Source organism: uncultured Halomonas sp., from assembly GCF_947501415.1.
In the GTDB taxonomy this organism is placed as follows: domain Bacteria; phylum Pseudomonadota; class Gammaproteobacteria; order Pseudomonadales; family Halomonadaceae; genus Halomonas.
The window spans coordinates 1-12,812 of the sequence record NZ_CANMVL010000007.1; the positions used below are offsets into that span (position 1 = coordinate 1).

12 protein-coding genes and 1 rRNA gene are annotated in these 12,812 nt (G+C 64.9%); 6 read left to right on the forward strand and 7 right to left on the reverse strand.

All coding sequences use genetic code 11. The features are described from left to right. The first annotated feature begins 117 nt into the window (after positions 1-117). Positions 118-233 (forward strand): 5S ribosomal RNA (gene rrf, locus Q0894_RS04500). 271 nt (positions 234-504) lie between these two features. On the opposite strand, the gene Q0894_RS04505 is transcribed toward rrf, so the two are convergent. The 4 genes from Q0894_RS04505 to Q0894_RS04520 all read right to left on the reverse strand — a co-directional run bounded on the left by Q0894_RS04505 (position 505) and on the right by Q0894_RS04520 (position 7,030). Beyond that, positions 505-3,348 carry a valine--tRNA ligase gene (locus Q0894_RS04505; protein ID WP_299231894.1) on the reverse strand — a complete coding sequence of 948 codons (2,844 nt, stop codon included), beginning with the start codon at positions 3,346-3,348 and terminating at the stop codon, positions 505-507. Between the two features lie 100 nt (positions 3,349-3,448). Further along, on the reverse strand, positions 3,449-3,895 hold the full coding sequence (locus Q0894_RS04510; protein ID WP_299231896.1) for a DNA polymerase III subunit chi: 447 nt from the start codon (positions 3,893-3,895) through the stop codon (positions 3,449-3,451). Between the two features lie 192 nt (positions 3,896-4,087). Continuing rightward, complete coding sequence (locus Q0894_RS04515) at positions 4,088-5,188, reverse strand: branched-chain amino acid aminotransferase (RefSeq protein WP_299231898.1); 1,101 nt, start codon at positions 5,186-5,188, stop codon at positions 4,088-4,090. 309 nt (positions 5,189-5,497) lie between these two features. Further along, positions 5,498-7,030: a leucyl aminopeptidase gene (locus tag Q0894_RS04520; RefSeq protein WP_299231900.1), complete on the reverse strand. Its 1,533-nt coding sequence runs from the start codon at positions 7,028-7,030 to the stop codon at positions 5,498-5,500. A 136-nt stretch (positions 7,031-7,166) separates the two neighbouring features. Between Q0894_RS04520 and lptF the strand changes: the two genes are divergently transcribed. The 5 genes from lptF (at position 7,167) to bfr (ending at position 10,711) form a co-directional block, all read left to right on the forward strand. Further along, on the forward strand, positions 7,167-8,249 hold the full coding sequence (gene lptF, locus Q0894_RS04525) for an LPS export ABC transporter permease LptF (protein ID WP_299231902.1): 1,083 nt from the start codon (positions 7,167-7,169) through the stop codon (positions 8,247-8,249). Further along, complete coding sequence (lptG, locus tag Q0894_RS04530; protein WP_299231904.1) at positions 8,246-9,310, forward strand: LPS export ABC transporter permease LptG; 1,065 nt, start codon at positions 8,246-8,248, stop codon at positions 9,308-9,310. Before lptF ends, lptG begins: the two co-directional genes overlap by 4 nt. A 15-nt stretch (positions 9,311-9,325) precedes the next feature. Further along, entirely contained in the window at positions 9,326-9,802 is a 477-nt protein-coding gene (locus tag Q0894_RS04535) for an RDD family protein (protein ID WP_299231906.1), read from the forward strand. 113 nt (positions 9,803-9,915) lie between these two features. Continuing rightward, positions 9,916-10,122 carry a (2Fe-2S)-binding protein gene (locus tag Q0894_RS04540; RefSeq protein ID WP_299231908.1) on the forward strand — a complete coding sequence of 69 codons (207 nt, stop codon included), beginning with the start codon at positions 9,916-9,918 and terminating at the stop codon, positions 10,120-10,122. A 106-nt stretch (positions 10,123-10,228) separates the two neighbouring features. After that, positions 10,229-10,711, forward strand: coding sequence for a bacterioferritin (gene bfr, locus Q0894_RS04545; protein WP_299231909.1), 483 nt, complete (start codon positions 10,229-10,231; stop codon positions 10,709-10,711). Between the two features lie 125 nt (positions 10,712-10,836). Here bfr and Q0894_RS04550 read toward each other — a convergent pair whose 3' ends face one another. From Q0894_RS04550 to Q0894_RS04560, 3 genes are all read right to left on the reverse strand, one after another. After that, positions 10,837-11,061, reverse strand: coding sequence for a DUF1653 domain-containing protein (locus Q0894_RS04550; protein ID WP_132043571.1), 225 nt, complete (start codon positions 11,059-11,061; stop codon positions 10,837-10,839). A 90-nt stretch (positions 11,062-11,151) separates the two neighbouring features. After that, positions 11,152-11,991 carry a tRNA cyclic N6-threonylcarbamoyladenosine(37) synthase TcdA gene (gene tcdA / locus Q0894_RS04555; protein ID WP_299231912.1) on the reverse strand — a complete coding sequence of 280 codons (840 nt, stop codon included), beginning with the start codon at positions 11,989-11,991 and terminating at the stop codon, positions 11,152-11,154. A 4-nt stretch (positions 11,992-11,995) separates the two neighbouring features. Next, positions 11,996-12,802, reverse strand: coding sequence for a pseudouridine synthase (locus Q0894_RS04560; RefSeq protein ID WP_299231914.1), 807 nt, complete (start codon positions 12,800-12,802; stop codon positions 11,996-11,998). Positions 12,803-12,812 lie beyond the last annotated feature (10 nt).

Here is a 12,812-nt window from a genome sequence, read left to right on the forward strand (position 1 = left end):
TAACCGGTACTAATGGCCCGTGAGGCTTGACCATATAACACCCAAGGGGTCTGTGATGACCCACGACGCCGGGTACGCCTTGAAACTTCTCGGCTCAGCATGAATCACCCCTTTTCGCCTGACGACCATAGCGAGCGTGAACCACCTGATCCCATGCCGAACTCAGCAGTGAAACCGCTCTGCGCCGATGGTAGTGTGGGGCCTCCCCATGCGAGAGTAGGTCATCGTCAGGCACTTATACCGAGAAAACCCCGGGCATTCAGTTGCTCGGGGTTTTTTCATGTCGGGGCCTCCCCATGGAGAGTCCCTGAGCCCGGCGCCCGGAGCGCCGGCCGCCGGAGCCCGGCGCGACCACCCTCAGGCACTTATTGAAAAAAGCCCCGAGCTCATGATGAGCTCGAGGCTTTTTGCGTTTGGGCACCGAAGGAAAGAGAGGCTTCGGCGGGCAGGCGGGCATGAAAAAGCCCGGCCATATGGCCGGGCTCGGATGTCGCCAGGATGTGCCTAGAGAGCGGCAATCTTGTCGCGCTGCTCCGCCAGCAGACGACGAGAGGTCTGAAGGTCGGTCAGCTTGCCACGCTCCTTCTCCACTACAGCAGCAGGTGCCTTGGCCACGAAGCCCTCGTTGGAGAGTTTCTTCTCGATGCCGCCGATCAGCTTGTCCTGCTTGTCGATCTCCTTGTCGAGGCGGGCGAGTTCCGTCTCCTTGTCGATCAGGTCGGCCATGGGCACCAGGACTTCCATCTCGCCGACCAGCTGGGTGGCCGCGAGTGGCGCCTGCTGAGGGTCATCCAGCCAGCTGAGACTCTCCAGCTTGGCGAGCTTGGCCAGGAACAGACGGTTGGCCTCCAGGCGGTCGCGATCAGCAGTGCCGCCCTTGGTCAGCAGGACGTCGAGGGGCTTGCCCGGTGCGATATTCATCTCGGCACGGATGTTGCGCACCGCCACGATGACACCCTTGAGCCACTCGATATCGCGGGTGGCGCCTTCATCGAGCAGGGCCTCGTCGGCAGTCGGCCAGGGCTGAGCCATGATGGAGTCGTCGCCCTGGAAGGTGCCGGCGAGAGGCGCTACACGCTGCCAGATCTCCTCGGAGATATACGGCATCATCGGGTGGGCCAGGCGCAGGAGGGTTTCCAGTACGCGGACCAGGGTCCGGCGGGTGCCGCGCTTGGCATCGAGGCTGGCGTTGTCATCCCAGAGTACCGGTTTGGAGAGCTCCAGGTACCAGTCGCAGTACTCGTTCCAGACGAAGTCATAGAACGCCTGGGAGGCATGGTCGAAGCGGAACTCCTCCATGGCCCTGGTAACCTGGGTCACGGTCTGTTGCAGGCGTGAGAGGATCCAACGGTCGGCCAGGGAGAGGGTCACCGGCTCATCGCCAAGACCGGTATCCTCGCCTTCGGCATTCATCAGCACATAGCGAGAGGCGTTCCACAGCTTGTTGCAGAAGTTGCGGTAGCCATCCAGGCGACCCATGTCGAACTTGATGTCACGTCCGGTGGTGGCCTGGGAGAGGAAGGTGAAGCGCAGCGCATCGGTGCCGTGAGGCTCGACGCCTTCCGGGAACTCGCTTCGCGTGGCCTTGGCGATCGCCTTGGCTCTCTGCGGCTGCATCATGTTGCCGGTGCGCTTCTCCACCAGCGTATCCAGCTCGATGCCGTCGATCAGATCAATGGGGTCGAGTACATTGCCCTTGGATTTCGACATCTTCTGGCCCTGGCCGTCACGCACCAGGCCGTGCACGTAGACCTGCTTGAAGGGCACCTCGCCGGTGAACTTCAGGGTCAGCATGATCATCCGCGCGACCCAGAAGAAGATGATGTCGAAGCCGGTGACCAGCACGCTGGAGGGGTGGAAGGTCTTGAGCTCTTCGGTCTGCTCTGGCCAGCCCAGGGTACCGAAGGTCCACAGCCCAGAGCTGAACCAGGTGTCCAGCACGTCCTCGTCCTGAGTCAGCTCGAGGTCCGCAGACAGGCCGTGCCGCTCGCGGGCCTCGGCCTCGCTGCGAGCGACATAGACGTTGCCCTCGGCGTCGTACCAGGCAGGGATACGGTGGCCCCACCACAGTTGGCGAGAGATGCACCAGTCCTGGAGGTCGCGCATCCAGGCGAAGTACATGTTCTCGTAGTTCTTCGGCACGAACTGGATATCGCCCTTCTCCACGGCCTCTATGGCGGGCTTGGCCAGACTCTCCACGGCCACGAACCACTGGTCGGTCAGCAGCGGTTCGATGATATCCCCGGAGCGATCTCCGAAGGGCAGGGTGTTGTTGACCGTCTCGATCTGCTCGAGCAGGCCGGCGGACTCCATGTCGGCGACGATCCGCTGGCGTGCCTCGAAGCGATCCAGACCGGCATAGGTCTCGGGCAGGCTCGGGTCGATATCTGCCAGTGGACGGCCCTGAATGTCGAAGGCCTCGGCCTGCCCCAGGATGGCGGCGTCCTGGGTGAAGACGTTGATCAGCGGAAGGTTCTGGCGGCGGCCTACCTCGTAATCATTGAAGTCGTGGGCCGGGGTGATCTTCACGCAACCTGAACCCTTCTCCATGTCGGCGTGTTCATCAGCGACGATGGGGATGCGGCGACCCACCAGCGGCAGCGTGATGAACTTGCCCACCAGGGAGGCATAGCGGGGGTCCTCGGGGTTGACTGCAACCCCGGTGTCGCCGAGCAGGGTCTCCGGACGGGTGGTGGCAACGACCAGGTAATCCCTGCCGTCGTCGGTGGTGACGCCATCGGCCAGGGGGTAGCGGAAGTGCCAGAAGCTACCCTGCTGGTCGCGGTTTTCCACCTCGAGGTCGGAGATTGCGGTATGCAGGGTCGGGTCCCAGTTGACCAGCCGCTTGCCCCGGTAGATCAGGTCCTCTTCGTAGAGGCGGACGAAGACCTCCTGGACCGCCTTGTAGAAGCCGCTGTCCATGGTGAAGCGCTCACGGCTCCAGTCGACGCTGGCTCCCATGCGGCGTAGCTGGCGGGTGATATGGCCGCCAGACTCATGCTTCCACTCCCACACCTTGTCGATGAAGGCCTCGCGGCCAAGGTCGTGGCGACTCTTGCCTTCTTCCGCCGCCACCTTGCGCTCGACCAGCATCTGGGTGGCAATGCCGGCGTGGTCGGTGCCCACCTGCCACAGGGTGTTGCGACCCTGCATCCGCCGCCAGCGGGTCAGGGTGTCCATGATGGTGTCCTGGAAGGCGTGGCCCATGTGCAGGCTGCCGGTGACGTTGGGCGGCGGAATCATGATGGAGTAGGGCGCGCCCTCGCCCGAGGGGGCGAAGCGGCCGTCGGCCTCCCAGCGCTGATACCAGCGGGATTCGATCTGCTCGGGTTGGTAGGTCTTGTCCATGGGCGTTTCGGGTCCAGAATAAGCACCGCCGACCTGATGGCCGGACGGCAGGAATGGCGACGAAAATGGGGCCAATTATAGCCCGGCGGGGTAGTCGGCGTCAGCCTGACTGACTGCGCAGCTGATGTGCCTTGACCGGGTAGCCGCGTTGCTTGTAGGTCTGCCAGCACTTTCGTTTGGCGGTCAGCACCGTCTGGTGCTGGTTGATGATCTCGGCGACACGCTCGAAGCGCGAGAACCACTCGGGGATGCCGGGCGAGAGGTTGAGCAGCGCCTGAGCGGGGCGCTCGGGGGGTGGCGGTTCGGCCCAGCCGATGGTGACCGCCACCTGCTCGGCGAGGGCGTCATCGGCCAAGGCATGGGGCACATAGGCGTCGGCTCGGAAGGTCCAGAGCGCCTCGTCGAGCTCCCGGGCCATGGTTTCATCCTCGGCGTGCAGGTGCAGCCGGTAGCCCTTGCGCTGAATGGTCTCGGCCAGCCTGCAGGCGAAGTCGAGACGCGCCTCCAGGGTGGTGTCGGGGAGGACGTAGAAATCGATCTGGGTCATCTGAGTCTGCCCGGGGCTTCTCCTCGGGGCAGGCCTTTGCGGAGGCGCTGTGAATACTTCCCTGTACGCTACCGACGCCATCCCTGGCGCAGGACCTCCGCGTCGGCCTGCCCTTCGGCGCCCCTCGCCTCGGTGGTAAGAGCCGCGATAGCAGCGGAGCCGCTGAGCGGGTCCGTCGCGGCGACTTGGCTGTTACACCAGCCTGGTCAGCCAGCCGTGTGTATCCTCGGCACGACCATACTGCAGGTCGAGCAGCTTGGCGCGCAGGCGCTTGGCAATGGGGTTGCCGTTGTCGCCCGCCAGGCGGATGCGCTCCTGTTCGCTGACCAGCTCTCCTACTGGGGTGATCACCGCCGCGGTACCGCAGGCGAAGACCTCGGTGATCTCGCCGTTGGCCGCGCCTTCGCGCCACTCGTCGATGCTGATCGGGCGCTCCTCGGGCGTCAGCCCCTCGTCGCGCGCCAGGGTCAGCACCGAGTCGCGAGTCACTCCTTCGAGAATGGTGTCGGTCAGGCGCGGTGTCGCGATACGTCCGTCCTTGTAGACGAAAAACAGGTTCATGCCTCCCAGTTCCTCGATCCACTTGTTTTCGACGGCATCGAGGAAGGCGACCTGACCGCAGCCGTTGGCGCTGGCCTCCTTCTGGGCCGCCAGGGAGGAGGCGTAGTTGCCGCCGCACTTGGCGAACCCGGTCCCCCCCGGAGCGGCACGCTTGTAGTGCTCGGTGAGCCAGATCGAGACCGGCTCGATGCCACCCTTGAAGTAGGCGGCCGCCGGCGAGGCGATCACGTAGTAGTCGACCTCATGGGACGGGCGTACGCCGAGGAAGCTTTCGCTGGCGATCATGAAGGGGCGCAGGTAGAGGCTGCACTCGTCCGCCTCGTTCTTCGGCGTGGGCACCCAGGGATGATCCTGGGCCAGCAGTGCCTTGATCGAACCGATGAAATCCTCGTCGGAAAGCTCCGGCAGGGCCAAGCGGCGGGCGCTGCGGCGGAAGCGCTCGGCATTCTTCTCGGGGCGGAAGGTCCAGATGGAGCCATCGGCATGCCGGTAGGCCTTGATGCCTTCGAAGATTTCCTGAGCGTAGTGCAGCACGGCAGCGGCAGGGTCCAGGGTCAGGGGGCCATAGGGAAGCACTCTGTGGCCGTGCCACCCATCGTTCAAGGTCCAGCGCACATGGGCCATGTGATCGGTGAAGTACTGGCCGAAACCGGGGTTGGCGAGGATATCCTCGCGAATGGCATCGGTGGTGGGGGCAGCGTGGGGAAGCAGGTCGAAGGTGTCAGTCGGCACGGCAAGGGGTCTCCGCTACATCCGGGGCCGTGGGCCCCGGGTCGGTAAAGAAGGCTCGGGCCGGCAGTGGCCCGGGTCGTGAGGTCATCGTCTACCCCATGAAAAAGGGGGCGCGAAGAAAACGCAAGTCCTGAAAGGGCTCCCCGCGGCCTGAGCGCGGGACAACGGTGGCAGGGCGACGAGAAGAAACTATGCCAGGGGCACCGGCAGCGCACAGGGGAGGGGCTCAGCGCCCCCTCGGCGGGCCGGCCCTGCCGATGGTCAGCCCCGAGCGCTGCCAGTGGACGGATAGCGCCGGGGCCACTCTGCTCAATCCGCCCTGGTGTCTACGATGGTCTCGACCTCGGCATCGGCCTCGCGGTCCAGCAGGTACTGGGTCAGCAGGCCCACGGGGCGGCCGCTGGCTCCCTTCTGCTTACCGGATGCCCAGGCGGTGCCGGCAATGTCCAGGTGGGCCCAGGGAAAGCGGTCAGCGAAGCGCGACAGGAAACAGGCGGCGGTGATGGTGCCCGCCGGGCGGCCGCCGATATTGGCCAGGTCGGCGAAGTTGGAGTCGAGCTGCTCCTGGTACTCGTCCCACAGAGGCAGATGCCAGGCGCGGTCCCAGGCGGCCTCGCCGGCATCCAGCAGGTCCAGGGCCAGGTCGTCGTCGTTGGACAGCAGGCCCGTGGCGTGATGGCCAAGGGCGATAATGCAGGCGCCAGTCAGGGTCGCGATATCCACCACACTGGCGGGTTCGAAGCGCTCCGCATAGGTGAGGGCGTCGCACAGTACCAGGCGGCCTTCGGCGTCGGTGTTGAGTACCTCCACCGAGAGGCCCTTGAGGGTCTTGATGATATCACCAGGCTTGGTGGCCCGGCCGTCGGGCATGTTCTCGGCAGCGGCCACGACCGCCACCAGGTTGACCCTGGGACGGATGCCGAGGGTCGCCTTCAGCGTGCCGAACACGCTGGCCGCGCCGCACATGTCGAACTTCATCTCGTCCATGCCCTCGCCGGGCTTCAGCGAGATGCCGCCGGTGTCGAAGGTGATGCCCTTGCCGACCAGGACATGGGGGGCTTCGTCGGGGTCATCCGCTCCCTGGTAGCGCATGACAATCAGGCGTGAGGGCTGTTCGCTGCCACGACCCACGGAGAGCAGGCTATGGGCGCCCAGCGCCTCGAGGGCCTCCTCATCGAGAATCTCTACCTGCAGGGCGCCATCGGCGTCCTGGCCCAGCGCCTCGGCCTGCTCGGCCAGGTAACTCGGGGTGCAGACATTGCCGGGCAGGTTGCCCAGGGTACGGGCGTAGTTGATGCCCTGGCCCAGGGCATCGCCGATGCGGGCGCCTTCGGCAGCGGCCCTGGCATCGCTCTCCTCGTTGACCAGCAGCTCGACCCGCGTAAGTCGTGATGCGGGGGGCTTTTCGGACTTGAACTCCTCGAAACGATAGAGCGCGCGATGGGCGGCCTCGGCAACCATGCGTGCCTTCCAGTCGACACCGCGTTCCGTCAACGGGACCTCGGTGAAGGCCATGGTCACTTCGTCCAGCGACAGGCTCGCCAGGAAGGTGAAGGTGGCATCCAGTGCCTTGCGGAAGGCCGCTTCCCGACACGTCTCGCGCTTCCCCAGGCCCACCAGCAGCAGGCGGTCGGTGGAGAGACCCGGCGCGAAGGGAACCAGCTGCACGTTGCCCAGCCTGGCGTCGAAATCACCACGCTCGAGCAGCTGAGTGATCAAGCGCTCGCTGGCGTCGTTGAGGCGGGCGGCGGTGGGCAGCAGAGCCTCGTCCTTGAATACCGGGATGACGATACAGGCGCTTTCGACCTTGGCGGGGCTACCCGTCCTGACAGGGAATTCCATGGCGTCTCCACAAGACAAGCGTTGGGGGTTACAGGCAATTGGGGTTACAAGCGTAGGGGGATTCTGGATAATGCCGACACGTTGCCGTGTCGCCCAGTGTACCCAAGGCATGGCCCCATTGCATGGCAGACGCCGCATGATCATCTTTCGTTATCTGACCCGCGAGATCCTGCTGACCATGGCCGCCGTTGCCGGCGTGCTGCTGCTGGTCATCATGGGTAGCCGCTTCATTCGCTACTTCAGCAACGCCGCCGAGGGCGAGATCCCCGCCAGCATTCTTGGCACCCTGATGTTGCTGCATCTACCGGGGTTTCTGGAGCTAATTCTGCCCCTGGCATTCTTTCTGGGGATCCTGCTCGCCTATGGTCAGCTCTACCTCAACAGCGAGATCACCGTGCTGGTGGCCTGCGGCACCAGCCCCAACCGGCTGCTGCAGGTGAGCCTGGTGCCGGCGACCCTGGTGGCTGTGCTGGTGGGGCTGTGCAGTCTGTGGTTGACGCCGGCGGGTGCGCTGGAGACCGAGACGCTGCTCGAGGATCAGCGCAGCCGCGTTGACTTCTCCACCCTCGGTCCCGGGCGCTTCCAGGAGTTCGGTAGTGGGCGTACTGCCTACATCGAAGGGGTCAGCGAAGATGGCAGCGAGATGCGCGGCGTCTTTATCAGCGAGCGTCAGCGGCGCAGCGATGGCACTCCCGAGAGCGCGGTGACTCGCGCCGAGGGGGGGCATCAGGTGCTGGATGATGAGACCGGGAGTCGCTTCCTGGTGCTGAGCGATGGTGAGCGCTACAGCGTCGAGCCTGGCCGGCATCAGGCCGAGCGGCTCGAGTTCGACACCTATGCGGTGCGCCTGTCACGAACCGAGACGCTGCGCGAGCTTGACTCCCCGGAGCTTGCCACCACCCGGGAGCTGCTTGGTGATGCCTCGCCCGAAGCCAGCGCCCAGCTGCAGTGGCGGCTGAGCATGCCGCTGATGGTGTTTATCTTAACCCTGCTGGCGATGCCGCTCTCGCGAGTCAATCCGCGCCAGGGGCGTTTCGCCAAGCTGCTGCCGGCGATCTTCCTGCATGTGGCCTACCTGAGCCTGCTGCTGGCGGCACTGGATGCCATCGGGCGTGGCAATCTGCCGGCCGTGATAGGCATGTGGCCGATCCACGGTGCCTTCCTGGCGCTGGGCGGGTGGATGACGATACGCGCCCAGCGCAAGGGGATGAGTGGATGATTGCCGATCGCTTCGACCGCTACCTGGCACGCAACGTGCTGGGTGCCATTATCGTCGTCCAGGTGGTGCTGCTGGGGCTCGACCTGGTGATCACCTATATCAACGATCTGGGCGATGTGGAGGGGGACTATGGTGCCTTGCAGGTGCTGCTCTACCTGTTGATGCGCCTGCCCTGGCGGCTCTACCAGTATGCGCCGGTGGCGGTGCTGATCGGTGCGCTGATCGGCCTGGGGGGCATGGCCTCGAGCAATGAACTCACCGTGATGCGCGCCGCCGGCCGCTCCCTGGCGCGGATCCTCTGGGGCGCAATGAAGCCGATCATTCTGGTGGTGATTGTGGTGCTGTTTATCGCCGAATATGTCTCCCCGCGAACCGAGCAGTTTGCCAGCGCCTGGCGGGTCGAGAAGATCCAGGGGGCCGGTGCCCTGGTGACCGAACGCGGTGGCTGGCAGCGGGAGGGCGATAGCTTCTACCGCTTCGGCGCCATTCGTGCCGATGATACCGTGCTCGACCTCACCCGTTACCGCTTCGAGGGACAGCGCCTGGTCGAGGCGATGAGCGCCGCGCGGGCGGTCTGGCAGGAGGAGCGCTGGGTACTGGAAGACGTGGCGGTAACACGATTTACCGAGCAGGCGACCGAAGCCCTGCGCCTCGAGACCCGGGAGTGGGATACCCAGCTGACGCCGGAGCAGCTTTCGCGGCTGTTGCGCGACGTCCAGAGCCAGTCGCCGAGTGAGCTATGGGCCTATGCCAGCTACCTGCGCGACCAGGGACAACAGGCCACCCAGCCGCTGCTCTACTTCTGGCAGAAGATGCTCCTGCCGCTGACCATGGGGTCGCTGGTGCTGGTGGCCGCCTCCTTCGTGTTCGGTCCGTTGCGCAGCGTGGCCGCCGGTACGCGGGTGTTCTATGGCGTGGTCACCGGCCTGGCGTTCAAGTATCTGCAGGACCTGCTGGCGCCGGCCTCCACGGTGTTCGGTTTCTCGCCGGCCTGGGCGGTGCTGGCACCGACCCTTATCTGCGTCGTGGTAGGGGTTCTCCTGCTGCGCCGCAACGGCTAAGACAAGGAGAGCGTCATGCCACACCGCTTGCCCAATCTCGATGACGTCTGGCCCGCCGGGCTCGGCCGCCGGCTGGGTGCCATGCTCTACGACGCCTTCCTGGTGGCCGCCATCTGGCTGCTGGTGGCCGGACTGCACCTGCTGGTGGTGCGCCACCTGATCGGCCTGCCCGCCGAACAGGTCGGGGAGGGGGCCGCGCAGGTCGCTTCCCTGCGCTTTGGCATGTTGGCGTCGGCGTTCGCCTTCTTCGCCTTCTTCTGGTGTCGTGGTGGCATGACCCTGGGGATGCAGGCCTGGCGGCTGCGGGTGCAGACCCTGGATGGCTGCACCATCACCCTGCGCCAGGCCATGGTGCGCTATCTGGTAGCCTGGCTCTCCGTGGCCACACTGGGGCTGGGCTACCTGTGGGTGTTGTTCGATGCCGAGCGGCGCAGCTGGCCCGATATCGCCTCGGGGACCCGGGTGGTGGTACTCCCCAAGACATCCCGCTAGCCCTGATCCCGATCGTCGAGGCATTGACCGGCGTCAGTCATTGGCCCGTTGCGGTTGCAATACCTTATGCGAATCATTTACATTTATCTCGCTATCCAACGCGAGGAATTCGCATGTACGTCTGCATCTGCAAGGGAGTTTCCGATCGACGCATCCGCCAGGTGGTGGAAGAGGGGGCACGTAGCTGGCGCGAGGTTCAGGCCGAGACCGGCTGTGGCACCCAGTGTGGCAAGTGTGCCTGCGTCGGCAAGAGCCTGACCCGCGAGGCGGTCAAGGAGGAGCTAATGCAGGTCTCGACGGATCTTGCCTACGCGGTGTAACGGCACCGGTACCGGCACCTCCGCTTCCCCGCTGTCGAGGTTTGGCAATCGCCATCGCGGCGTGCCAAGCTTGGGATGACTCCCCCATGTCATGAGAGGCAGATCCATGAAAGGCGACAGCAAGGTTATCGAACACCTCAATCGCGCTCTGGGCAACGAATTGGTCGCGATCAACCAGTACTTCCTGCATGCCAAGATGTACAAGGACTGGGGCCTGAAGAGGCTGGCCAAATGGGAATATGACGAGTCCATCGAAGAGATGGTCCATGCTGACAAACTGATCGAACGCATCCTCTTTCTCGAGGGCATTCCCAACCTTCAGGACCTTGGCAAGCTGCATATCGGCGAGAACGTGCGTGAAATGCTCGAGTGTGACCTCAAGATCGAGCATGAGGGGCGCAACGACTATATCGCTGCCATTGAGTATTGCGAACAGGTCAAGGACTATGTGTCTCGCGACCTGTTCCGCGACCTGCTGGCCGACGAGGAAGAGCATATCGATCATATCGAGACCGAGCTGGGGCTGATCGACAAGGTCGGTATCGAGAACTATATGCTCAAGCAGATGCAGGAAGCCGGCGAAGAGTAATCACTCCCCCCTTTTTCTCGTCGGCCCTGTCCCGGGGTGCCTCCTTCAGGACCCATCGACCGTGACTCCCGGCGCCCAGGTTGCGCCGGTGTGCGTTTCTGCATCCCGACCCGAGCAGGTCCGTCTTAGAAGGCCTTCTCCAGCTCGAAGCGTGGGACCGGTTCGCCCTGCACCTTGACCAGTTCGTTGAACATCGCGAGGGGGCGCACCCAGAGGCCGTATTCGCCATAGAGGGCGCGATAGACCACCAGAGGCTCCTCGGTCTCGCTGTGATGGGCCATGCCGAGCACCTCGTAACGGTTGCCCTTGTAGTGGCAGTAGATTCCGGGAACCGGCAGTGGGCGGGTCATGACACTCTCCTGAAGTAAGAAAAGAACTCTGAAACGAACTCTGAAAAGGGCTGCTGTTGGTGGCGCGGTTATTCTATGAATCCAGGAGACTCAGGCGCCAGTCTGGTGGCTGCTGGCCCGCTTGGCCAGCCTTGCCAGGGTGCGTGATGCGGCCACGAAGCCGAAGCTGCCGGTGACGAAGGTGGCGGCGCCGAAGCCGGAGGCGCAGTCCAGGCGGGTGGCTTCGCCGCTGCCCGGTTTCTGAAAGCACACCTCGCCGTCGCTGCTCGGATAGACCAGTTGTTCGTCGGAGTAGACGCACTCCACCGAGAAGCGTCGCCGGGGGTTGCGCGAGAACCCGAAGTCGCGGCGCAGCCGAGAGCGCACCTTGGCCAGCAGGGGGTCATGTTCAGTGCGCGACAGGTCGGCCACCTTGATACGGGTGGGGTCGGTCTGGCCGCCGGCGGCACCGGTTACCGTGATCGGCAGCTTGCGCCGTCGACACCAGGCGATCAGCGCCGCCTTGGCCACCACGCTGTCGATGGCATCGATCACATGGTCGGCATCCTCGGGGATGCGCTCGGCCAGGTTGGTGGGGGTGACGAAGGCAGTATCGGCCACGATCTCGATGCCCGGCTGAATCGCCCGACAGCGCTCGGCCAGCACCTCCACCTTGGGACGGCCCACGGTACCGTCCAGGGCGTGGAGCTGGCGGTTGGTATTGGAGACGCAGACATCGTCCAGGTCGATCAGGGTCAGCTTGCCGATGCCGGAGCGGGCCAGGGCCTCCACGGCCCAGCTGCCGACGCCTCCCACACCGACGACCACGATATGGGCGCTGCGGAAGTATGCGAAGGCACGGGCGCCGTAGAGACGGCGGATGCCCCCGAAGCGCAGGTCGTGGTCATCCTCGGTGAGGCCGGCGGGAGAGGCGGTAATGGGATCGCTCATGGTCTCATGGAGTCGTGAGTGGGACGGTGGATGGTGCCGCGGTGGCGGGCCAGGGGGTCTCGGTAGGAGAGAGGGTCTCTACGTTATCCTGGGGCAGGTGGCCGCTCCAGCCGAACCGCTCGAACAGCGCGCGCATGGCGCCATCCGGAGCACACTCGATGCGCAGCCGCTGGCCCGTCTCAGGATGATGGAAGGCCAGCCCCACGGCGGCCAGCAGCAGACGGGGAGTGTCCAGCTGCTCGGCGAAGAAGCGATTATGCTTGCCCTTGCCATGCTTGGCGTCACCGATGATCGGATAGCCACGCCGGGAAAGGTGGCGGCGGATCTGGTGGCGGCGTCCGGTCAGGGGGTATGCCTCCATCAACGAGTAGCGGCTCTGGGGGTAGCGATCCACCTGTACCGGCAACTCCACGCTGTCCAGGCGGCGCACCACGGTGGTCGCCTCCTGGGCCGGCATCTCCGCCTTGGGGCGGCGACCATCCTCCTCGCGCAGCGCATAGTCGAGGTGCTCGGCCTCGGGGCCGATACCACGCACCACCGCCAGGTAGCGCTTGACGACATCGCGCTCGGCGAAGGCGTCGCCCAGGCGAGTGGCGATCTCCGAGGAGAGGGCAAATACCATGGCTCCCGAGGTGGGGCGGTCGAGGCGGTGGACCGGATATACCCGCTGGCCCAGCTGATCGCGCAGGCGCTGCAGCAGAAACTCGCGCTCACCCCGAGCCAGGGCCGTGCGGTGCACCAGCAGCCCGGCGGGCTTGTGCACGATCGCCAGGTGCTCGTCGCGATAGAGGATGCGCAGCTCGTCCGCCATGGCCCGGGTC